Origin of the sequence: Eikenella corrodens (assembly GCF_900187105.1) — a bacterium.
Lineage (GTDB): Bacteria > Pseudomonadota > Gammaproteobacteria > Burkholderiales > Neisseriaceae > Eikenella > Eikenella corrodens.
The window spans coordinates 637,741-659,366 of record NZ_LT906482.1; the positions used below are offsets into that span (position 1 = coordinate 637,741).

16 protein-coding genes, 2 tRNA genes and 3 rRNA genes are annotated in these 21,626 nt (G+C 51.1%); 11 read left to right on the plus strand and 10 right to left on the minus strand.

Annotated elements, in window-relative coordinates; all coding sequences use genetic code 11:
• Positions 1–12: 12 nt before the first annotated feature.
• The 8 genes from CKV94_RS03220 to CKV94_RS03255 all read left to right on the plus strand — a co-directional run bounded on the left by CKV94_RS03220 (position 13) and on the right by CKV94_RS03255 (position 7,584).
• Positions 13–702: an energy-coupling factor ABC transporter permease gene (locus CKV94_RS03220; RefSeq protein WP_003824834.1), complete on the plus strand. Its 690-nt coding sequence runs from the start codon at positions 13–15 to the stop codon at positions 700–702.
• Positions 703–1,045: 343 nt separating this feature from the next.
• The gene (locus tag CKV94_RS03225) at positions 1,046–2,446 is read left to right on the plus strand and encodes a DEAD/DEAH box helicase (RefSeq protein WP_003824832.1); all 1,401 of its coding nucleotides are present in this window, start codon (positions 1,046–1,048) and stop codon (positions 2,444–2,446) included.
• Between the two features lie 395 nt (positions 2,447–2,841).
• On the plus strand, positions 2,842–4,230 hold the full coding sequence (gene dnaB, locus CKV94_RS03230; protein WP_023887936.1) for a replicative DNA helicase: 1,389 nt from the start codon (positions 2,842–2,844) through the stop codon (positions 4,228–4,230).
• Between the two features lie 60 nt (positions 4,231–4,290).
• A complete protein-coding gene (locus CKV94_RS03235; RefSeq protein ID WP_141744157.1) occupies positions 4,291–4,947 on the plus strand; it encodes a GspH/FimT family pseudopilin in 657 nt (218 codons plus the stop codon).
• Between the two features lie 19 nt (positions 4,948–4,966).
• On the plus strand, positions 4,967–5,530 hold the full coding sequence (gene pilV / locus CKV94_RS03240; RefSeq protein WP_049257748.1) for a type IV pilus modification protein PilV: 564 nt from the start codon (positions 4,967–4,969) through the stop codon (positions 5,528–5,530).
• 6 nt (positions 5,531–5,536) lie between these two features.
• Entirely contained in the window at positions 5,537–6,628 is a 1,092-nt protein-coding gene (locus CKV94_RS03245) for a PilW family protein (RefSeq protein WP_003824829.1), read from the plus strand.
• On the plus strand, positions 6,610–7,134 hold the full coding sequence (locus CKV94_RS03250; RefSeq protein WP_035581278.1) for a pilus assembly PilX family protein: 525 nt from the start codon (positions 6,610–6,612) through the stop codon (positions 7,132–7,134). Before CKV94_RS03245 ends, CKV94_RS03250 begins: the two co-directional genes overlap by 19 nt.
• Before the next feature lie 12 nt (positions 7,135–7,146).
• A complete protein-coding gene (locus CKV94_RS03255; RefSeq protein WP_049257746.1) occupies positions 7,147–7,584 on the plus strand; it encodes a type IV pilin protein in 438 nt (145 codons plus the stop codon).
• Between the two features lie 66 nt (positions 7,585–7,650).
• On the opposite strand, the gene pheT is transcribed toward CKV94_RS03255, so the two are convergent.
• From pheT to CKV94_RS03305, 10 genes are all read right to left on the minus strand, one after another.
• Positions 7,651–10,011 carry a phenylalanine--tRNA ligase subunit beta gene (gene pheT / locus CKV94_RS03260; protein WP_003824825.1) on the minus strand — a complete coding sequence of 787 codons (2,361 nt, stop codon included), beginning with the start codon at positions 10,009–10,011 and terminating at the stop codon, positions 7,651–7,653.
• A gap of 170 nt (positions 10,012–10,181) precedes the next feature.
• The gene (gene pheS / locus CKV94_RS03265; RefSeq protein ID WP_003824824.1) at positions 10,182–11,174 is read right to left on the minus strand and encodes a phenylalanine--tRNA ligase subunit alpha; all 993 of its coding nucleotides are present in this window, start codon (positions 11,172–11,174) and stop codon (positions 10,182–10,184) included.
• 151 nt (positions 11,175–11,325) lie between these two features.
• Positions 11,326–11,769 carry a DNA polymerase III subunit chi gene (locus CKV94_RS03270; protein ID WP_035581275.1) on the minus strand — a complete coding sequence of 148 codons (444 nt, stop codon included), beginning with the start codon at positions 11,767–11,769 and terminating at the stop codon, positions 11,326–11,328.
• 311 nt (positions 11,770–12,080) lie between these two features.
• On the minus strand, positions 12,081–13,028 hold the full coding sequence (gene trxB, locus CKV94_RS03275; protein WP_003824821.1) for a thioredoxin-disulfide reductase: 948 nt from the start codon (positions 13,026–13,028) through the stop codon (positions 12,081–12,083).
• A gap of 97 nt (positions 13,029–13,125) precedes the next feature.
• On the minus strand, positions 13,126–13,554 hold the full coding sequence (locus CKV94_RS03280) for a ComEA family DNA-binding protein (RefSeq protein ID WP_003824819.1): 429 nt from the start codon (positions 13,552–13,554) through the stop codon (positions 13,126–13,128).
• A gap of 440 nt (positions 13,555–13,994) precedes the next feature.
• A 5S ribosomal RNA gene (rrf, locus tag CKV94_RS03285) occupies positions 13,995–14,108 on the minus strand.
• A gap of 172 nt (positions 14,109–14,280) precedes the next feature.
• Positions 14,281–17,164, minus strand: a 23S ribosomal RNA gene (locus tag CKV94_RS03290).
• Positions 17,165–17,493: 329 nt separating this feature from the next.
• Positions 17,494–17,569, minus strand: a tRNA-Ala gene (locus CKV94_RS03295).
• A gap of 35 nt (positions 17,570–17,604) precedes the next feature.
• Positions 17,605–17,681 (minus strand) — tRNA-Ile (locus CKV94_RS03300).
• A gap of 68 nt (positions 17,682–17,749) precedes the next feature.
• Positions 17,750–19,291, minus strand: a 16S ribosomal RNA gene (locus tag CKV94_RS03305).
• The 16S, 23S and 5S rRNA genes sit together here with 2 tRNA genes alongside, the layout of an rRNA operon.
• A 390-nt stretch (positions 19,292–19,681) precedes the next feature.
• Here CKV94_RS03305 and rplU point away from each other — a divergent pair.
• The 3 genes from rplU to pdxA all read left to right on the plus strand — a co-directional run bounded on the left by rplU (position 19,682) and on the right by pdxA (position 21,465).
• Positions 19,682–19,990, plus strand: coding sequence for a 50S ribosomal protein L21 (gene rplU / locus CKV94_RS03310; RefSeq protein WP_095114592.1), 309 nt, complete (start codon positions 19,682–19,684; stop codon positions 19,988–19,990).
• A 29-nt stretch (positions 19,991–20,019) separates the two neighbouring features.
• Positions 20,020–20,292: a 50S ribosomal protein L27 gene (rpmA, locus tag CKV94_RS03315; protein WP_003823422.1), complete on the plus strand. Its 273-nt coding sequence runs from the start codon at positions 20,020–20,022 to the stop codon at positions 20,290–20,292.
• A gap of 174 nt (positions 20,293–20,466) precedes the next feature.
• Positions 20,467–21,465 carry a 4-hydroxythreonine-4-phosphate dehydrogenase PdxA gene (gene pdxA, locus CKV94_RS03320; RefSeq protein ID WP_003823424.1) on the plus strand — a complete coding sequence of 333 codons (999 nt, stop codon included), beginning with the start codon at positions 20,467–20,469 and terminating at the stop codon, positions 21,463–21,465.
• Positions 21,466–21,626 lie beyond the last annotated feature (161 nt).

Here is a 21,626-nt window from a genome sequence, read left to right on the forward strand (position 1 = left end):
GCTGCTAACCCCATGAATTTCCCCGCTCACTGGTTTCCCCTGCCTTGGTTGCTGGCCGCCGATGTGCTGTGCCTGCTATTGTTTGCCGCTGCCCTGCGCCCGGCCTTGGCAACATGGCGCACGCACCGCCAAGCGGCGTGGGTTGGGCTGCTGATCATGGCGCTGTGCTGGAGCCTGCGCGCCGCACCGGCCGGCGGAATGCTGGGCGGGTTGAGCTACCATTTGCTGGGTATCGGCTTGCTGGCCTTGATGGTGGACATTCCGGCAGCGTTCTGCCTGGCCGTATTGCTGCTGTTGCCCTATATCTGGCTGTGGCAAGGCGTGGGCGATTTGAGCGTGGCGGGGCTAACAGTTTTGGCCGGCATTGTGCCGCCGCTGGCCGGCGTGGCGCTGGCGCGGCAAATCGTGCGGCGGCTGCCGCGCAACCTGTTTATCTACATCTTTCTCAACGGCTTTTTCGCCGCCGCGGCCGGTATCTTGCTCAGCGCAGCGGCCAACGGAGTGTTGCTGTATTTGGCTGGAACTTTTCCCACCGCCATCCTGCTAAATTCCGTGCTGCCGGTGTTCTTTCTGATTGCCTGGGGCGAAGCCTTCCTCACCGGCCTGCTGTCGGCCATCTTCATCGCCCTCAAACCGCATCTGATCACCACCTTCTCCGATGCCGACTACCTGCGCCAGAATGCGCGGCAAATCTGGAAATAGGCCGCGGCAAAGGCTACCTGAAAACCGGTTTTTCAGGCACAATACGGCTTGTTCGGCATCTTGCATTGCCGGCCTTTTATTTGAATTTCGTTGAAGCCCACGCTTTCAGGTAGCCTCCGGCCGGGTTTCCCTGCAACCGCCTACTCTTGAAACACTTTTCGTGGCATTTTATCGTGCCGGTTTGCGCACAACTCAAGCGTATCGCCGGCCTGCTTTAACTTCGTTACCGCCTATATTTTCAGGTAGCCTTCAGCCTTTGCCGGCCAAATTCATCCAAACTGCCGCCAAAGCCCATCCCCATTCCCCGCAGCCACCCACCGCGCAGCTGCCACACGGAGCAAATATGAACAATCCCTTTACCAATCTCGGCCTTTCCGCCGAAATCACTGCCGCACTGGCCGACCAGGGCTACGAGCAGCCCACCGCCATCCAAACCGCCGCCATCCCCAAAGTGCTGGCCGGCCACGATCTGCTGGCCGCCGCCCAAACAGGTACAGGCAAAACCGCCGCCTTCATGCTACCCAGCCTGGAGCGCCTGCGCCGCTACGCCACCACCAGCACCTCGCCCGCCATGCACCCGGTGCGCATGCTGGTGCTCACCCCCACCCGCGAGCTGGCCGACCAAATCGACCAAAACACCGCCGCCTACATCAAAAACCTGCCGCTGCGCCACACCGTGCTGTTTGGCGGCATGAATATGGACAAACAAACTGCCGACCTGCGCGCCGGCTGCGAAATCGTGGTGGCCACCGTGGGCCGCCTGCTGGATCACGTGCAGCAAAAAAATATCCGACTGGATAAAGTGGAAATCGTGGTGCTCGACGAAGCCGACCGCATGCTCGACATGGGCTTCATCGATGACATCCGCCGTATCATGCAGCTTTTGCCCAAACAGCGTCAAACCCTGCTGTTTTCCGCCACTTTCTCGCCGCCCATCCGCAAGCTGGCGCAGGATTTTATGAACCGACCCGAGCAGGTGCAAACCGCGCCGCAGAACACCGCCAGCGCCAGCGTCGAGCAGCACATCATCGCCATCGATACCGCCCAGAAGCGCAACCTGCTGGAGCGGCTGATTGTGGATTTGCACATCAATCAGGTAATCGTGTTCTGCAAAACCAAGCAGAGCGTCGATCAGGTAGCCCGCGACCTAAAACGGCGCGGCCTCAGCGTGGCGCCAATTCACGGCGATAAATCGCAGCAAACACGCTTGGAAACGCTCAACGCCTTCAAGGCCGGCGAACTGCGCGTGCTGGTGGCCACCGACGTAGCCGCGCGCGGGTTGGACATCGCCGAGCTGCCATTCGTGATCAACTACGAAATGCCCACCCAGGCCGAAGACTATGTGCACCGTATCGGCCGTACCGGCCGCGCCGGCGCCGAGGGCGTGGCCATCTCGCTGATGGACGAAGACGAGCAGAAAATGTTTGAAGCCATTAAAGAACTCATCGGCAAAGAACTGCCGGTGGAGCGGATTGAAGGCTTCGAACCGCGCTGGTGGCAACATCAACAGGAAGGCAGCCGCCCCGCTGCCGAACATTCCTCGCGCGACACGCGCGAGCCGCGTGAAGCACGCAACAGCCGCCGTGGCCGTAATGCAGACAGCCGCAGCAAATCCTCCGCACGCAGTAGCCATGCCGACAGCCCCGAACAGGAATGCGGCCGCATCCCCGGCCGCCGTCACCGCAGCCGCCGCCACCGCCCAGTGTGCGCATTGGTGCAACCGAATTATGGTGCCGACAGCTGAATAGTCTGTTTACTCTCTGTGCATGAGCCTAGTTTAGGCGTAACAGTACCAACCTGCTTTCTGTGCACATGCAAAAAAGTGACGGAATTTGTCAGTATGCTGGCTCGCTTAGGGCACACTTCACAGGCTACCTGAAAAATGAGTGCACACCGGTTTTCAGGTAGCCTCAATCCTTTGCAAGCTGCATGGCTTGAGCACAGTTCAACGCAAGCGAAAACGGAAATGCGCGGATAATATTTCAATCTTTTCCAAACGTTCGAGAAGTGTGGTGCGTAGAAACGTACCCCAAACTAGGTCTGCAAAGATTTTGACCCTTTTCAGGTAGCCTTAAGCCGCGCATTTAAGTAATGATATTTTTTCAGGTAGCCTCTATTTTCCTGTCGCAACAAACTATTATGGATATTCAAGACCAAAGCAACGAAAGCCTAGCTCTGCCACCACACTCGATGGAAGCCGAACAGTCGGTATTGGGCGGGCTGATGGTGGATTCCTCCGCCTGGGACCGCATTGCCGGCACCATCTCGGAAGAAGACTTCTACCGCTACGAACACCGCCTGATTTTCCGCGCCATAGCCCACCTGGCCGAACGCAACCGTCCGGCCGACACCATTACCGTGGAAGAGGTGTTGCAACGTGAAGAAGTGCTGGAAGAAGCCGGTGGCTTCGGCTATCTAGTGGATTTGGCACAAAATACTGCCTCTGCCATCAATATCTCCCGCTATGCCGAAATCGTGCGTAGCCGTTCCATCATGCGACAACTCGCACAAGCTGGCACAGAGATTGCTAGAAATGCTTACAATCCGCAAGGTAGGGACGTCAAACAGATGTTGGACGAGGCGGAAGCCAAAATCTTTAAAATCGCTGAAAGCACCAGCAGAGTGCAACACGAATTCTTAGAGATGCCTGCCATGCTGAAAGAAGCCGTCGCCAAAATCGATAAGGCTTACTCAAGGGAAAATAAAGACGATGTGACCGGCATTCCAACCGGATTCATCGATCTAGATAAAAAAATAGCCGGTTTGCACGGCGGCGATCTCATCATCGTTGCTGGAAGGCCGGCAATGGGGAAAACCGCTTTTTCATTGAATATCGCGGAAAACGTCGCTATCAGTACGCACCTGCCCGTTGCCATCTTCTCGATGGAAATGGGCGGGGTGCAGCTGGTAATGCGTATGCTCGGTTCGGTTGGGAGGCTGGATCAGGGCTTACTCAAAACCGGTCAATTGCAAGACGAACATTGGGCTAGGCTCAATGACGCTCTACACAAACTGTCAGACGCCCCCATCTTTATCGACGAAACCCCCGCCTTAAATTCGCTGGAAGTCCGCGCTCGCGTGCGCCGATTGGCCAGAAGAAAAGGTAAATTGGGGCTAGTGGTTATCGACTACTTACAGCTGATGAGCGGCACCGGCCACAACAGCAACAACCGCGCAGCAGAATTGGGGGAAATCTCCCGTTCGCTCAAATCGCTGGCCAGAGAGTTGGATATTCCGATTATCGCCCTCTCACAACTGTCGCGCACTGTTGAATCCCGCACCGACAAACGCCCCATGATGTCCGACCTGCGCGAATCCGGTGCCATCGAACAGGATGCCGATCTGATTATGTTCATGTATCGTGATGAATACTACCACCCCGATACCGACAAAAAAGGCATGGCCGAATGCATCATCGGCAAACACCGTAACGGCCCCACCGGCAAAATCCCGCTGGTCTTTACCGGCGAATTCAGCAAATTTGACAATGCAGTACATACTGGGCATACTTACTTTACTGAAGAATAAGAACAATCTTACTCAATCTGCCTATTTTTGTGCCCCATTTCCCATTTTAAAGTGATGGCCATGAAGACACGACAACATACACAGGGCTTTACCCTGATAGAATTGCTCATTACCCTAACCCTGATTGGAATTATGGCTGCAATTGCCATGCCGAACTTGAGTAATTTTATTGCCACACAAAAGCTTGGTAATAGAATAAACCAGATCACAACGATTTTCCGATTTGCTAGAACTGAGGCTGTACGCAGAAACAGTCCTGTTATCATTTGTGGTGGTATTAAACTGAAATCTGATGCTAAACCCAATAATGGCTGTGATAAAGGAGGAAACTCCTTATTAGCATTTATCGACAAAAATGGTAATAATGACTATGAAAGTGGCATCGTAAATTCTAGCAATGACATGGATCTGCGCTCAGTATTAATTAATAATGAGTCAATAACAATTAATAGTCTTGATATTGCCCTTAGCAACCCAATAACCGACAAGAATCGCTTTATTTTTATGCCCAATGGTACTTTTGGTGTTGGTAAATCTAATGGCCAATACACATACTCATCCAACTACATCAGAATAGCAGCGAGTGATGGGAAGCATGTCCGTATGGCTTTAATTGCACCAAGTGGTCGTGTAATCACCTGCAACGGGAATATGACACCTTCTGAGTTCAATTCATTAACTGCAAGCAGTTATGCAACCTATTGTGCTTTATCTTAAAGCTTGAAGGAATAACAGCATGTCTAATCATAAATTCATATTAAAGCCGATACATCTTAATCGAGGTAGTACTCTATTAGAAGTGCTCATTTCTGTATTTATTATGGCATTTGGCATTATGGCTCTTATGCTTGCACAATTAAAATCTGTGGGTAACGTCCGTGAAGCAGAAATGCAAACTCGTGTTGCTCAGGCCGTACAGAACCTATCTGCTGGTATGTTAAGCAACCCTGATGTAATCAATAATATTGGCACTCACTCAGCTGCCACAACCAAATTCACCTACACCGACTATAATAAATCAACACAAAATATTACTCCTACATCATCTGCCGTCGATATTACCGTATGTGGTAATGCAACCGGCATAAAGCGTAAGGCTCTCATCGCCTGCCAACTAAATGCATTTACTGCAGAACTGCAAAATGCATTACCCAATGCGACCGGCATTTCATATGCAATTACTAGTACCTCTGGTGATACGCCCACTACTACAATCGAGGTAAAATGGACAGAAAGTAATGGGGATACTCAAAATTCCGATGACTTTAACTATAGCTATAGTGCGGTTGTAGGAGACTAAATTATTATGAAATATCATCTATGCCGCTCTCCAAAGAGCAAACCACATATTCCAAATTTTCAGGCAAAACCACATGGATTTACTTTGATTGAATTCATGGTTGCTAGCTCATTGGCATTGGTTGTTTTACTTGCCATTGGTATTACATATGGTATTACCAGTAGAATGCGTACAAACTCTGAAAGCCGTCTAGCTGCACAGCAAGACCTGCGCAATGCCTCAGAGTTAATTCTCCGCGACGCCCAAATGGCCGGCTCTTTTGGTTGTTTCAATATGGGGAATTTAGTACAAAAACAGATGCCCACATCGCCCCATTCTACCGATGGCTTTCAATCTAATACTGCAAATTTTAAACTGGTTCTAGATGATCCAGCTTACAGTGGAATTAGTATAATGAATGCCAACACGGCTAAAAATACATTTAATATTTCTGGGTTCGTACCAAGTAACTCCTCTTCAGCACTCATTTTCGTATACGGGCAAAATCTTACTCCTGTCACAGAAGTAACCAATCCTACAGCAAAGGATGCTCCTAAAGAATTAAGAGATGTTGCTAATGCTGGTGGCCCTATCGCTTTATCTTCTTGTGGCCGCATGTATATTGGTAATGGTAATGCCCTTACCAATAATGGGAATGACCTAGTTATTGGCTCCGGTTTCGGTGGAGGATCAATTATTTCTCACTTTAGTGGTCCTGACGTTTTTTATCTCCCTCAAACCACTCTATCCCAAGTATATGGGGTTGCCTACGTTATTGGTCGAATTCCTAATGTTAACACCACAGCTGATGCTTTATATCGATTTACTCTTACTCCAAGTGGTTCATGGGGGAACCCTCAATTGATGGTTTCTAACATCCAAGGAATGGGTATCCAGCAATTATATGCAGGCTGCAACAATACCAATACTTCTGTAACGTTCTCTAGTAACCGTACGACGTTGGGAAATGCACCTGACGTAACTCGTATTTCTATGTTGCCAACTATCCTTGAAATGCGCTTGCGGCTTAATGATGATGCAAACACATATGGTACCGTTAACCAATATTTAATTAGAGCTAATGTTCGTGGAGGAAACGTATGCGCCAATCAATCGTAACTCAAAAACAACAAGGCTATACTCTATTCATCGTACTAATTATGATGCTGGTTATTGCACTAATTGTTGTTGCCAGCATGCAATCAACCAATACAGAAATGCGTATTAGCTCAAATGATGCAGATAGGAAATATGCCTTCTCTCTCGCTGAACAAGCCCTACGGAATGGTGAACAACGTATTGTAACTGAGCAAAATAAAGCATTTACTGCTGTAGCCAATAGTAACTCTTGTACAGATGGCATTTGTGGCGGTAAAGCATCTGATTCTACGCCTGTTTGGAAAAGAAGTGATTCCGTTGTCAATTTAAATGAAGCAAACAAAGGTAGGCACTGTTTAAAGAGTCAGTCGTCTAACACTAATAATGCTTGTTATATGGTGGAACGGTTGGGTGAAATTGCCGACCAAAACTATAAAAATGTCTTCCGCGTAACGGCCCGCGCATGGGGAGCTAACAATAATACTGTAGTCACATTACAGTCTTACGTTGAATATTCTGGCAAATAACAGGAATGATCAATGGAAATGAAAACTAGAAGAGGTTTCTCACTTGTAGAAATGATGGTTGTTATAGCGATAATCGGTATATTAGCTGCTATTGCAATGCCTTCTTATCAGGCTCATATTGAGAAAACACATTTAGCTGCTGCTAAAAACCATTTATTAGATATAGTTTCTCAAATGAGGCAGAATAAACTACGTAATAACGGTAGTTACTCAACTGCAGGGCTCGCTACTCTAGTCAATGGTAAGAATAGTGACTCAGGCCGTCGGTATAATTTTGTATCGGCTCTAACAAATAGTGCGGACATCAACACGTATTACGTATACCTTCAGCCTAGACAAAATGGCTATACTAAGTCACTATATATTACTGCTGCTGGCACTGTCTACGAATGCAAAACTGTAAGTGAGGCACAAAGCAAATCATCTTCTTGCACGATGATTAACAAATAAATTTTATTTCATATAACTAAGCCGGCTGCTTGACACCAAGCAGCCGGCTTCGTGTTCTTATCTATTCTATCGCAAATGTGCACCAACAGTTTCAGCAGCAGCAATCAACTTATGCACGATCTCTTCAACCGTATCATCCGTCAAGGTACGTTCTGCATCCTGCAAAATCACTTTTACTGCCATGCTCTTCATGTTTTCAGGTAGCCCTACCCCACGATATACGTCGAACAATGTAATTTCTTGAATCAAATCGGATTTAACGCCGCGCGAAGCAGCCTGCAACTGCTCGAAAGTGGTGACTTCGGGCACCACAAACGCCAAATCCCTGCGCACCGGCTGGAATTTCGATACTGCCTGATAGCGCGTTTTTTCGCGTTCCAACACTGCTGCCATGTCGATTTCAAATACCAGCGGCGCTTGCGGCAAGTCGTATTTTTGCAGCCATTTCGGATGCAATTCGCCGACAAAGCCGATGACCTGGCCGTCTGAAACGATATTGGCGGCGCGGCCGGGATGCAGCGCGGGATGTTCGGTTTTGACGAACTCAACTGCTTTGTTTTTCAACAGATTTTCTACATCGGCCTTGATGTCGTAAAAATCCGCGTTGCGCGTTTTTTCGCCCCATTGTTCGGGCATCGCTGCGCCGTACCACAGGCCGCCGATGCGTTCGTTTTGTACAAACTGGCCGTCTGAACCTTTGCTGAACACGCGGGCGATTTCAAACACGCGCACGCGGTTTTGCTTGCGGTTCAGATTGTTTTGCAGAATTTCCACCAAGCCGCCGATGAGCGTGGAACGCATCACGGCATACTGCGCCGCCAGCGGGTTTTGCAGACGGATGGGGTTGGCGTTGACGGCAAAATCGTGTTCCCACTGCTCGTCAACGAAGGCATAGCTGACCACTTCGCGGTAGCCGCGCGCCGCCATTTCGTTATAAACGGCAAAACGCGGACGGCGGGTTTCGGGCAGCGCCAGCATTTTCAGACGACCTGACGTGTAATCGTCGGGGATATTTTCATAGCCGTAAACGCGACCGATTTCTTCAATCAAATCGGCTTCGATTTCGATGTCGAAACGGAAGCTCGGCGCGGTAACGCGGAAGCCTTCCGCCGTTTTTTCAGGTTGCAGGCCCAAGTGCTGCAAAATGGTTTCCACCTGTTCGGCGGGAATGTCCACGCCTAATACGGTTTTCAGACGACCCAAACGCAATTCGACCTGTTTGTTTTCAGGTAGCCTGCCCAACGCTTCCACCATTTCGCCTGCCGCACCGCCGCAGATTTGCAAAACCAATTCGGTGGCACGCTCAATGGCATCGGCCTGCAACCGGTAATCCACACCGCGCTCAAAGCGGAACGACGAATCCGAGCCAAAACCGTACTGGCGCGATTTCCCTGCGATGATTTCAGGCGCAAACCAAGCCGCTTCCAGCACGATATTTTGTGTGTCGTCTGAAACCGCGCTCGCTGCGCCGCCCATCAGCCCTGCCAAACTCAACGCGCCTTTTTCGTCGGCCACTACCAGCGTGTTTTCAGACAGAGAGACGGTTTTCTCGTTCAGGCATTCCAGCGTTTCACCTTCGCGCGCACGGCGGATGTGCAGGCTGCCTGAAAGTTTGTCGGCATCAAAAACATGCATTGGCTGACCGATTTCCAGCATCACATAATTGCCAATATCCACCAGCACGGAAATACTGCGTATACCGCTGCGCTCCAAACGCTGCTTCATCCAATCCGGCGTAACAGCGCGCGCGTTCACGTTTTCAATCACGCGGCTGATAAAGCGGCCGCAATCGGCAGGCGCATCAATCTGCACGGGCTGTTTGCGGCTGCCCGTGATTGGCGCGGCATGGATTGCAGGCTGCTTAAACGCGCAACCCGTCAGCGCAGACACTTCGCGCGCAATGCCTTTGATGCTCAGGCAGTCGGCACGGTTCGGCGTGATTTTCAGCGTGAATACCGTATCGTCCAAATCCAGATATTCGCGGATGTTTACGCCGACGGGAGCGTCTTGCGGCAAAATGTGCAGGCCGTTCACGCCGTCGTCGGGCAAACCGAGTTCATCGGTAGAACACAACATCCCGTTCGACACCACGCCGCGCATCTTGGTCGGCTTGATTTTGAAATTGCCCGGCAACACCGCGCCCGGCAACGAACACGGCACTTTGATGCCCGCTTTCACATTCGGCGCACCGCACACAATCTGCACCAGCTCGCCCGTACTCGCATCGACTTGGGTAACGTTCAAACGGTCGGCATCAGAATGTTTTTCAACGGATTTCACTTCGGCAATCACCACGCCTGTAAAAGCCGGCGCGGCAGTCTCGGCTTCTTCCACTTCCAAGCCGGACATGGTTAACAGATGTTCCAGCTTATCGGCGGAAAGTTCGGTATCGGCTTGGGTTTTCAGCCATGAGTAGGAGAATTGCATGTTATGTTCTCAATCAACTAATTAACTTTTTATCAGATTTTGTTTTCAGACGACCTGTTTGTTTAGGGCGCAGGCTGGTTTTTAACTTTGTTGGGGCTGTTGCTTTCAGGTAGCCTTATTCAGCTTTCTGCGGCGCCGACAGCTTTTTGATTTTTAGACAACCTGCACGATCATTTCGCAAACTGCTTTAAAAAGTTCAAATCGTTATCAAAAAACAGTCGCAGATCGTTCACGTTGTAACGCAACATAGCAAAACGATCGAGACCGATACCAAAGGCGAAACCAGTGTATTTCTCGGGATCGATATTCACGTTTTTCAACACGTTGGGATGCACCATGCCGCAGCCACCGACTTCCAGCCATTTGCCGTTTTCGCCCATGATGTCGATTTCAGCGGACGGTTCTGTAAACGGAAAGAAAGACGGGCGAAAACGTACTTGCAAATCATCGCGTTCGAAAAAGCGGCGGATGAAATCGGTGAACACGGCTTTCAAATCGGCGAAAGTTACGCCCTCTTCCACCCACAGGCCTTCGGCTTGATGGAACATGGGCGAGTGCGTAGCATCGCTGTCCACACGATAGACGCGGCCAGGGGCAATAATGCGGATGGGAGGCTCTTTTTTATCGAGCATGTAGCGGATTTGAATCGGGGAAGTGTGCGTACGCAAAACATCGCCGTTTTCAACGTAGAACGTATCCTGCATAGCGCGTGCCGGGTGGTTTGCAGGGATGTTCAAAGCCTGAAAGTTGTGGAAATCGTCTTCGATTTCCGGGCCGTCTGCCACTTCAAAACCCATGCCGTGAAAGAGTTCGACCACGCGCTGCAAAGTCAGGGTTACGGGATGCAGACCGCCGTTTTCCTGCGTGCGTCCGGGCAGGGTAATATCGAGTACTTCGGCGGCAAGCTGGGCTTGCAGTTTGGCTTCGGCCAGCTCGGCACGTTTGGCATCGTAGGCGGCTTGGAAACGTTGCTTGTATTCGTTGATGAACGCGCCGACGGTTTTTTTCTCTTCGGGCGGCAGGCTGCCGAGCTGTTTGAGCAGGGCGTTGAGTTCGCCGGTTTTGCCGAGGTACTGGGCTTTGACGAGTTCGAGGGCTTGCTGGTCGGCGGTGTTTTGGATGGCGGCAATGCCGGCGGCGGCAATTTGTTCTGCGTTTTGCATATTTTATTGTGAAATGATGTTGGAAATGGGGGCGACACACCTGCAGGCTACCTGAAAAATCCGGCAGCAAAACCGAAGGCGGGAAAGGCGGCATTTTAGCCGAAAATGGGCTGTTTTTATAGCAGACCGGCAAAGCGGACGATGGACAAAACTAGGCTTTGCCCTGCATATTGTGGTGTTCGATTTTGAAACCGCCGTTACGGTAGGCAGCAAAGCGGCGGCGGGCGGCAGCAAGCTGGGTTTCGCTGCGGCCCACGATTTCCAGCACACGCTCCGGCGTATTCGGCGCATGGCTCCACAAGTCTGCCGATAAATTCAGCACCACCAGGCTGCTTTCTGCTGTGGGCAGGGCTTCGCCTTCAGCCAGCAGTATCGGTGGTTCTATCGGACACGGGTTTTCTTTTGGCAGCCAGATTTCGTGCGGCAGGAAGCTTTCGGCCTCAAACGCCCACAATTGGCGGTCGAGGGTTGCCAGCTGCTCCGTGCCGCCGCACCAAGCCAGCACGCGGCAGCCGGCTTCGACCGCGCGTTTGGCCAGGCGGCAGGCGAAGGTTTCTAAATCGGCAACGTGGGTGTAGAAGGTAACGGTGGGCATGGGGGCTACCTGAAAAATGGCGGGGAGGCTGGGGTCGGCAAATCGTTTGCCTGTGCCCTGCGGCCGGATTGGCTGCAAATGGCTTGGACAGGGTGTTTGGAGTTTTCAGGTAGCCTGTATCGTTACCCGCCGCGCTTGTTTCCGGTGGGGAATATCGCAGGCAGGCTACCTGAAATTCGGTAAGGCTAAAAGGCTACCTGAAAACGCAAGCTCCAATGTGGTTAAAACGATGTCTTGGCATAACCAAGGCTGAGTTTTGCGAGGCTAAAACGGCTTTCGGAGGTTTCGTTTTTCAGGTAGCCTGAGTGCATTTAACGTTGCCGGTCGAGCCAGCGTTCAGCATCGAGAGCGGCTTGGCAGCCGGAGGCCGCGCTGGTGATGGCTTGGCGGTAGGTGTGGTCTTTCACGTCGCCCGCCGCCCAAATGCCTTCGATGTTGGTTGCGCCCACGTTGTCGCCGCTGCCGCCTTTGGTTTTCAGGTAGCCTGCGTCGTCCATATCGAGCTGGCCTTTGAAGATGTCGGTATTGGGTTTGTGGCCGATGGCGATGAATACGCCTTTGACGGCGATGTCTTCGCTGTGGCCGTCATTGAATTTCAACCGCGCGCCAGTTACACCGCTGTCGTCGCCCAATACTTCTTCCAATACAGCTTCGGTTTTCAGGATGATTTTGCCCTCTTCCACGCGGCGCATCAGTTTGTCCACCATAATTTTTTCGGCACGGAAGCTGTCGCGGCGGTGTATCAGGGTTACGGTGTTGGCAATATTGGCCAGGTAGAGTGCTTCTTCCACGGCGGTGTTGCCGCCGCCGACTACGGCTACGTCTTGTTTTTTGTAGAAGAAGCCGTCGCAGGTGGCGCAGGCGGACACGCCGCGTCCGGCGAAGGTTTCTTCGCTCGGCAGGCCGAGGTATTTGGCCGATGCGCCGGTGGCGACGATGAGTGCGTCGCAGGTGTATTCGCCCGCATCACCGATGAGTTTGAACGGGCGTTGCTGCAGTTGTGCGGTGTGGATGTGGTCGAAAACGATTTCCGTGCCGAAGCGTTCGGCATGGGCGAGGAAGCGCGCCATCAATTCGGGGCCCTGTACGCCGTCGGCATCGGCAGGCCAGTTATCCACTTCTGTGGTGGTCATGAGTTGGCCGCCTTGTTCCAAACCGGTGATGATGACGGGATTGAGGTTGGCGCGGGCGGCATAAACGGCGGCGGTGTAACCTGCGGGGCCGGAACCGAGGATGATGAGTTTGTGGTGCTTAGGCATAGTTTTCTCCAAATAAAACGGTGTTTATTGTACCCGCTTTCGTACATAAAAACACCGCCGGCAATATGGCAGGCGGTGTATAAGCATTTCATACTTATTAGGGGTTAGCAGCAGCTGGTTTGTTGGGAGCCGGACGGGTGGCGGCAGGTTTGCTGGCAGATGGTTTAGCTGCGGGAGTAGCTGGTTTAGCAGCCGGAGTAGCCGGTTTGGCGGCAGCTGGTTGCGGTTGTTGCTGTTGAGTAGCAGGGCGAGCAGCCGGAGTACGGGCAGTCTGGCCATTACCAACGGTAATTTCTGAAGAAATCTTCTGATAAATGCCATTACCGATACCACGCACGTTTTTAATGTCTTCAGGAGATTTGAACGGGCCGTTAGCGGTACGATATTCCACAATTGCAGCAGCTTTAGCCGGACCGATACCGTTCAAGGTTTGTAGCTCTTGTGCAGTGGCAGTATTAATATTAACTTGTGCTAATGCCCAAGAAAAACTCAGCAAGCTAACAATGACGAATAAAAACTTCTTCATAATTTTAACTCCTTGAAGTCTAGTGAAAAAAGTATTACCAATCGCAACTATAAGTTAGCACCATCCATAGCGCAACTAGTTTTACCCTTAAATAACAAATAATTGCATTTTGCACACTTGCTCATATAAAGTTGCCGAACCATCCATCTAATCTGCCAGCATAACCTTTTAATAATAAATGAAATTAAATAAAAATCTGCATTCTGTACAGAAGTCCAATGTACCCATACATCCCAACAGTTTTTTATAAAACTAGATATAAAGCTTTGCCAAAGCCCCGGATATCCAACTCTATACACAGATCAAATAATTTTCATCCAAGGCTCAAGCGGCTACCTTAAACTTTCAGTTAGCCTCTTATGGGCAAATACTGTGTAGAACATCTATCTTCTACGCCACAAAGAATGACACCCGCCGTTAGGCGGGTGTCATAAATAGGTGTTTGGCAGTGTCCTACTTTCGCACGGGTAATCCGTACTATCATCGGCGCTGGTTCGTTTCACGGTCCTGTTCGGGATGGGAAGGCGTGGGACCAAACCGCTATGGCCGCCAAACTTAAACTGTACAAATCGTCAAGCCACCGGTAATGTCACTCCGGTTAATCAAATCAAACTGTTCTGTCCGGCTACTAACCAAACAATCGGGTAATGTGTATCGATTCCAGTAAGCTTTATTCTATTGAGTACTCTTCCCGGTGTCTCTACACCGCAAAGCACTTCAAATGATAGAGTCAAGCCTCACGAGCAATTAGTATGGGTTAGCTGCACGCGTTGCCGCGCTTCCACACCCCACCTATCAACGTCCTGGTCTAGAACGACTCTTCAGCGCGGTTATACCGCAAGGGAAGTCTCATCTCCAGGCAGGTTTCGCGCTTAGATGCTTTCAGCGCTTATCCTTCCCGAACTTAGCTACCCGGCGATGCCACTGGCGTGACAACCGGTACACCAGAGGTTCGTCCACTCCGGTCCTCTCGTACTAGGAGCAGCCCCTGTCAAACTTCCAACGCCCACTGCAGATAGGGACCAAACTGTCTCACGACGTTTTAAACCCAGCTCACGTACCACTTTAAATGGCGAACAGCCATACCCTTGGGACCGACTACAGCCCCAGGATGTGATGAGCCGACATCGAGGTGCCAAACTCCGCCGTCGATATGAACTCTTGGGCGGAATCAGCCTGTTATCCCCGGAGTACCTTTTATCCGTTGAGCGATGGCCCTTCCATTCAGAACCACCGGATCACTATGTCCTGCTTTCGCACCTGCTCGACTTGTCGGTCTCGCAGTTAAGCTACCTTTTGCCATTGCACTATCAGTCCGATTTCCGACCGGACCTAGGTAACCTTCGAACTCCTCCGTTACTCTTTGGGAGGAGACCGCCCCAGTCAAACTGCCTACCATGCACGGTCCCCGATCCGGTTAACGGACCTGGGTTAGAACCTCAAAGTCACCAGGGTGGTATTTCAAGGACGGCTCCACAGAAACTAGCGTCTCTGCTTCTAAGCCTCCCACCTATCCTACACAAGTGACTTCAAAGTCCAATGCAAAGCTACAGTAAAGGTTCACGGGGTCTTTCCGTCTAGCAGCGGGTAGATTGCATCTTCACAACCACTTCAACTTCGCTGAGTCTCGGGAGGAGACAGTGTGGCCATCGTTACGCCATTCGTGCGGGTCGGAACTTACCCGACAAGGAATTTCGCTACCTTAGGACCGTTATAGTTACGGCCGCCGTTTACTGGGGCTTCGATCCGATGCTCTCACATCTTCAATTAACCTTCCAGCACCGGGCAGGCGTCACACCCTATACGTCCACTTTCGTGTTTGCAGAGTGCTGTGTTTTTAATAAACAGTCGCAGCCACCGATTCTCTGCGACCCTCCAAAGCTTACGGAGTAAATCCTTCACCTCAGAGGGCATACCTTCTCCCGAAGTTACGGTATCAATTTGCCGAGTTCCTTCTCCCGAGTTCTCTCAAGCGCCTTAGAATTCTCATCCTGCCCACCTGTGTCGGTTTGCGGTACGGTTCGATTTAAGCTAGAGCTTAGTGGCTTTTCCTGGAAGCGTGGTATCAGTCACTTCGTATCCGTAGATACTCGTTATCACTTCTCGGTGTTATGAAGAACCGGATTTGCCTAATCCTTCCACCTACCGGCTTGAACAAACTATTCCAACAGTTTGCTGACCTAACCTTCTCCGTCCCCACATCGCACTTAAATCAAGTACGGGAATATTAACCCGTTTCCCATCGACTACGCATCTCTGCCTCGCCTTAGGGGCCGACTCACCCTGCGCCGATGAACGTTGCGCAGGAAACCTTGGGCTTTCGGCGAGCGGGCTTTTCACCCGCTTTATCGCTACTCATGTCAACATTCGCACTTCTGATACCTCCAGCATTCCTTACGAAACACCTTCTCAGGCCTACAGAACGCTCCCCTACCATGCACTAGGTGCATCCGCAGCTTCGGTTATAGATTTGAGCCCCGTTACATCTTCCGCGCAGGATGACTCGACCAGTGAGCTATTACGCTTTCTTTAAATGATGGCTGCTTCTAAGCCAACATCCTGGCTGTCTAAGCCTTCCCACTTCGTTTACCACTTAATCTATCATTTGGGACCTTAGCTGGCGGTCTGGGTTGTTTCCCTCTCGACAACGGACGTTAGCACCCGCTGTCTGTCTCCCATGATTGCACTTTCCGGTATTCTGAGTTTGCCATGGGTTGGTAAGTCGCAATGACCCCCTAGCCATAACAGTGCTTTACCCCCGGAAGTGATACATGAGGCACTACCTAAATAGTTTTCGGGGAGAACCAGCTATCTCCGAGTTTGTTTAGCCTTTCACCCCTATCCACAGCTCATCCCCGCATTTTGCAACATGCGTGGGTTCGGTCCTCCAGTACCTGTTACGGCACCTTCAACCTGGCCATGGATAGATCACTCGGTTTCGGGTCTACACCCAGCAACTATGACGCCCTATTAAGACTCGGTTTCCCTACGCCTCCCCTATCCGGTTAAGCTCGCTACTGAATGTAAGTCGTTGACCCATTATACAAAAGGTACGCAGTCACACCATAAGGTGCTCCCACTGTTTGTATGCATCAGGTTTCAGGTTCTATTTCACTCCCCTCCCGGGGTTCTTTTCGCCTTTCCCTCACGGTACTGGTTCACTATCGGTCGATGATGAGTATTTAGCCTTGGAGGATGGTCCCCCCATCTTCAGACAGGATTTCTCGTGTCCCGCCCTACTTGTCGTATGCTTAGTACCACTGCCGGAATTTCGGATACGGGGCTATCACCCACTATGGCGGAAGTTTCCAATTCCTTCTCCTATCCCGACAACTATCACATACAGGCTCCTCCGCGTTCGCTCGCCACTACTTGCGGAATCTCGGTTGATTTCTTTTCCTCCGGGTACTTAGATGGTTCAGTTCTCCGGGTTCGCTTCTCTAAGCTTATGTATTCAGCTTAGGATACACATTGCTGTGTGGGTTTCCCCATTCGGACATCACCGGATCAAAGCTCTATTGCCAGCTCCCCGATGCTTTTCGCAGGCTTACACGTCCTTCGTCGCCTATCATCGCCAAGGCATCCACCTGATGCACTTATTCACTTGACTCTATCATTTGAAGTGCCTTTTTGACTTCGCCTGCGCTGCGTTGACTACAGCTGGGGCTTAAGGCCTCTACTTTGATAAAGCTTACTGCTTGTTGTGTCCGAATCCTGCCTTTTGTGTTTCAGGATTCGGTCGATACAATCATCACCCAAATTTCTGTATGACTTATCTCAAAGATAAGCCCTACTTCGTTTGTTTGTTGATTTCGGCTTGCCAATTTGTTAAAGATCGATGCGTTTTGACTTCGCAAATAAAAATAAACTACCGCGCAAACTGCAAGATGCAGCAGCTTACTCGTATATTTAGCATACTTTTATTTGGAAAGTATTGTGTGGTGGAGGCAAACGGGATCGAACCGATGACCCCCTGCTTGCAAAGCAGGTGCTCTACCAACTGAGCTATGCCCCCAGTACCTGGGCGGATCTGCTCCGCTCTACGACTACTGGTGGGTCTGGGAGGACTTGAACCTCCGACCCCACGCTTATCAAGCGTGTGCTCTAACCAGCTGAGCTACAAACCCAACATTCTCTTCGCATCTGTATCTGATTACCGATAGGTGTGGATGCTCTACCCCTACTTTTTCTCTAGAAAGGAGGTGATCCAGCCGCAGGTTCCCCTACGGCTACCTTGTTACGACTTCACCCCAGTCATGAAGCATACCGTGGCAAGCGGGCTCCTTGCGGTTACCCTACCTGCTTCTGGTATCCCCCACTCCCATGGTGTGACGGGCGGTGTGTACAAGACCCGGGAACGTATTCACCGCAGTATGCTGACCTGCGATTACTAGCGATTCCGACTTCATGCACTCGAGTTGCAGAGTGCAATCCGGACTACGATCGGTTTTCTGGGATTGGCTCCACCTCGCGGCTTGGCTACCCTCTGTACCGACCATTGTATGACGTGTGAAGCCCTGGTCATAAGGGCCATGAGGACTTGACGTCATCCCCACCTTCCTCCGGTTTGTCACCGGCAGTCTCATTAGAGTGCCCAACTAAATGATGGCAACTAATGACAAGGGTTGCGCTCGTTGCGGGACTTAACCCAACATCTCACGACACGAGCTGACGACAGCCATGCAGCACCTGTGTTACGGCTCCCGAAGGCACCCTTCCGTCTCTGGAAGGTTCCGTACATGTCAAGACCAGGTAAGGTTCTTCGCGTTGCATCGAATTAATCCACATCATCCACCGCTTGTGCGGGTCCCCGTCAATTCCTTTGAGTTTTAATCTTGCGACCGTACTCCCCAGGCGGTCGATTTCACGCGTTAGCTACGCTACTAAGCAATCAAGTTGCCCAACAGCTAATCGACATCGTTTAGGGCGTGGACTACCAGGGTATCTAATCCTGTTTGCTACCCACGCTTTCGAGCATGAACGTCAGTGTTATCCCAGGGGGCTGCCTTCGCCATCGGTATTCCTCCACATCTCTACGCATTTCACTGCTACACGTGGAATTCTACCCCCCTCTGACACACTCTAGCTATCCAGTTCAGAACGCAGTTCCCAGGTTAAGCCCGGGGATTTCACATCCTGCTTAAATAACCGTCTGCGCTCGCTTTACGCCCAGTAATTCCGATTAACGCTCGCACCCTACGTATTACCGCGGCTGCTGGCACGTAGTTAGCCGGTGCTTATTCTTTAGGTACCGTCAGCAAAAAGTGGTATTAGCACTTCCCTTTTCTTCCCTAACAAAAGTACTTTACAACCCGAAGGCCTTCTTCATACACGCGGCATGGCTGGATCAGGGTTGCCCCCATTGTCCAAAATTCCCCACTGCTGCCTCCCGTAGGAGTCTGGGCCGTGTCTCAGTCCCAGTGTGGCGGATCGTCCTCTCAGACCCGCTACTGATCGTCGCCTTGGTAGGCCTTTACCCCACCAACTAGCTAATCAGTTATCGGCCGCTCGAATAACGCGAGGTCTTGCGATCCCCCGCTTTCTCCCGTAGGACGTATGCGGTATTAGCCAATCTTTCGATTGGTTATCCCCCATTACTCGGTACGTTCCGATATATTACTCACCCGTTCGCCACTCGCCGGACAGTAGTGCAAGCACTACCCCGCTGCCGTTCGACTTGCATGTGTAAAGCATGCCGCCAGCGTTCAATCTGAGCCAGGATCAAACTCTTATGTTCAATCTCTAACTTAATAACTTCTGGTCTGCTTCAAAGAAATCGACAGAACAATGTTAAACATCGTCTTGTCTTCTTCTCAACAGTGCAGGTGTAAAACACCCACACTTATCGGTAATCTGATTGTTAAAGAGCTGCTGAACCAAACCGGCGACAAACAAATTGCGCCATGCGGGACAGCGAAGATGCGAACTATACGCCTCAAAAAAAACTTTGTCAAACATCTTTTGACCCATTCTTTACCAACAACAACACAGTCATCAGACTACAAAAGGAAAATAACCTTTTGACAAGATAACCACAGATGCAATAGAATGCGCAGTTCTTGTGTTCTAGACATTATCGAACACCAGATAAATTAACCCTTTGATATAACCCCACATGGAGTTGAGTATGTACGCGGTCATAAAAACCGGCGGCAAACAATACAAAGTTGCTGTTGGCGAAAAATTGAAAGTAGAACAGATACCTGCCGAACTCGACAGCCAAATCGAACTGACTGAAGTTTTGATGATTGCTGACGGCGAGTCTGTAAAAGTAGGCGCACCTTTTATTGAAGGCGCAAAAGTAACAGCCAAGGTAGTGGCTCATGGCCGCGGCGAAAAAATCCGCATTTTCAAAATGCGCCGCCGTAAACACTATCAGAAACGCCAAAGCCACCGCCAGAATTTCACCCAAATTGAAATCGTGGCCATCGCCTAAGTTTTTAACCTAATTCAGGAGTATCAAACATGGCAAGTAAAAAAGCAGGCGGCAGCACCCGCAACGGCCGCGATTCAGAAGCCAAACGCCTGGGCGTAAAAGCCTACGGTAACGAGCTGATTCCTGCCGGTTCCATCATCGTTCGCCAGCGTGGCACCAAGTTTCATGCAGGCAACAACGTAGGTATGGGTAAAGACCATACTCTGTTTGCCAAAGTGGACGGCTACGTAGAATTTACCGTAAAAGGCGCACACAACCGTAAAACCGTTAACGTGCGCCCCTACACTGGCGCCGACGAATAATTAACGGCTAGCTAAATCTCAGGATGCTACTTCAGGTAGCATCCTTTTATTTTGCTCAATAAATTATCCTGACTAACACCCTCATTTAGCACACAAGCATTATCCGCCATCAAAAATCTGCTTAACTACCAACTGCTATAATCCTACCATCTTTAATTTTCAGGTAGCCTCACCATGTCCATCACCCCTATTCTAGCCATCACCTCCGGCGAGCCTGCCGGCATAGGCCCCGATATCTGTCTTACTTTAGCTCAGCAGGCTTTGCCCTGCCGCTGCGTTGTATTAGCCGACAAACAACTCCTCGCCGAACGTGCCCGTCAACTCGGCTACGACACCCCCCTTGCCGATTATCACCCCAACCATCCGCCTGCCCCTGGCGCACTGGAAGTTTTACACATTCCCCTCACCGCACCCTGCCACACCGGCCAACTCAACTCCTCCAACGCCCGCTACGTACTCTCCCTGCTCGATCGTGCCTATAGAGGCATTCACCAAGGTGAATTTGCCGGCATGGTAACCGCCCCGTTGCACAAAGGCATCATCAACGATGCCGGCATCCCCTTCAGCGGCCACACCGAATACCTCGCCGCCATCAGCCACACCGAACAAGTCGTCATGATGCTGGCCGGCAACGGCCTGCGCGTTGCCCTCGCCACCACCCACCTCCCCCTCAAAGACATCCCCGCCGCCATCACCCGCCCGCTATTGCACTCCGTGTTGCACATTTTGCACACCGACCTGCAAACCAAATTCGGCATTACTAAGCCCACCATCCTCGTGGCCGGGTTAAACCCCCATGCCGGCGAACAAGGTCATCTTGGCTGGGAAGAGATTCAAATCATTGAACCCGAATTACAATCCCTGCGCGAGCAAGGCCTCGACGTACGTGGTCCCTATCCCGCCGACACCCTGTTTCAGCCATTCCTGCTCAAAGATGCCGACGCCGTGCTCGCCATGTATCACGACCAAGGCCTACCCGTACTCAAATATGCCTCCTTCGGCCAAGGCGTGAATATCACCCTTGGCCTGCCCTTCATCCGCACCTCAGTCGATCACGGCACTGCTCTCGACCTAGCCGGCACCGGCCGCGCCGACCACTGCAGCCTGCTCACCGCCATTCAAACCGCCCTCGATATGGCCGAACACTGGCAACACCACCGCGCGCCATCATAGCCGCATACTATCAGGCACAAAGGCTACCTGAGAATCCACCACTCATTCAGCAGTCTTAAAACTTTCAGGTAGCCTTCCTTTTAATCTATCTACATGATATAAAAACACTTCCTCACACACAAAGGCTACCTGAAAGAATCTACAACACTTCCAGCCAGCAC

What these genes read in the sequence shown, in the direction of transcription:
- CKV94_RS03220 (WP_003824834.1), top strand. Translation starts at nt 13, where the DNA reads ATGAATTTCCCCGCTCACTGGTTTCCCCTGCCTTGGTTGCTGGCCGCC.
- CKV94_RS03225 (WP_003824832.1), top strand. Translation starts at nt 1,046, where the DNA reads ATGAACAATCCCTTTACCAATCTCGGCCTTTCCGCCGAAATCACTGCC.
- dnaB (WP_023887936.1), top strand. Translation starts at nt 2,842, where the DNA reads ATGGATATTCAAGACCAAAGCAACGAAAGCCTAGCTCTGCCACCACAC.
- CKV94_RS03235 (WP_141744157.1), top strand. Translation starts at nt 4,291, where the DNA reads ATGAAGACACGACAACATACACAGGGCTTTACCCTGATAGAATTGCTC.
- pilV (WP_049257748.1), top strand. Translation starts at nt 4,967, where the DNA reads ATGTCTAATCATAAATTCATATTAAAGCCGATACATCTTAATCGAGGT.
- CKV94_RS03245 (WP_003824829.1), top strand. Translation starts at nt 5,537, where the DNA reads ATGAAATATCATCTATGCCGCTCTCCAAAGAGCAAACCACATATTCCA.
- CKV94_RS03250 (WP_035581278.1), top strand. Translation starts at nt 6,610, where the DNA reads ATGCGCCAATCAATCGTAACTCAAAAACAACAAGGCTATACTCTATTC.
- CKV94_RS03255 (WP_049257746.1), top strand. Translation starts at nt 7,147, where the DNA reads ATGGAAATGAAAACTAGAAGAGGTTTCTCACTTGTAGAAATGATGGTT.
- pheT (WP_003824825.1), bottom strand. Translation starts at nt 10,011, where the DNA reads ATGCAATTCTCCTACTCATGGCTGAAAACCCAAGCCGATACCGAACTT.
- pheS (WP_003824824.1), bottom strand. Translation starts at nt 11,174, where the DNA reads ATGCAAAACGCAGAACAAATTGCCGCCGCCGGCATTGCCGCCATCCAA.
- CKV94_RS03270 (WP_035581275.1), bottom strand. Translation starts at nt 11,769, where the DNA reads ATGCCCACCGTTACCTTCTACACCCACGTTGCCGATTTAGAAACCTTC.
- trxB (WP_003824821.1), bottom strand. Translation starts at nt 13,028, where the DNA reads ATGCCTAAGCACCACAAACTCATCATCCTCGGTTCCGGCCCCGCAGGT.
- CKV94_RS03280 (WP_003824819.1), bottom strand. Translation starts at nt 13,554, where the DNA reads ATGAAGAAGTTTTTATTCGTCATTGTTAGCTTGCTGAGTTTTTCTTGG.
- rplU (WP_095114592.1), top strand. Translation starts at nt 19,682, where the DNA reads ATGTACGCGGTCATAAAAACCGGCGGCAAACAATACAAAGTTGCTGTT.
- rpmA (WP_003823422.1), top strand. Translation starts at nt 20,020, where the DNA reads ATGGCAAGTAAAAAAGCAGGCGGCAGCACCCGCAACGGCCGCGATTCA.
- pdxA (WP_003823424.1), top strand. Translation starts at nt 20,467, where the DNA reads ATGTCCATCACCCCTATTCTAGCCATCACCTCCGGCGAGCCTGCCGGC.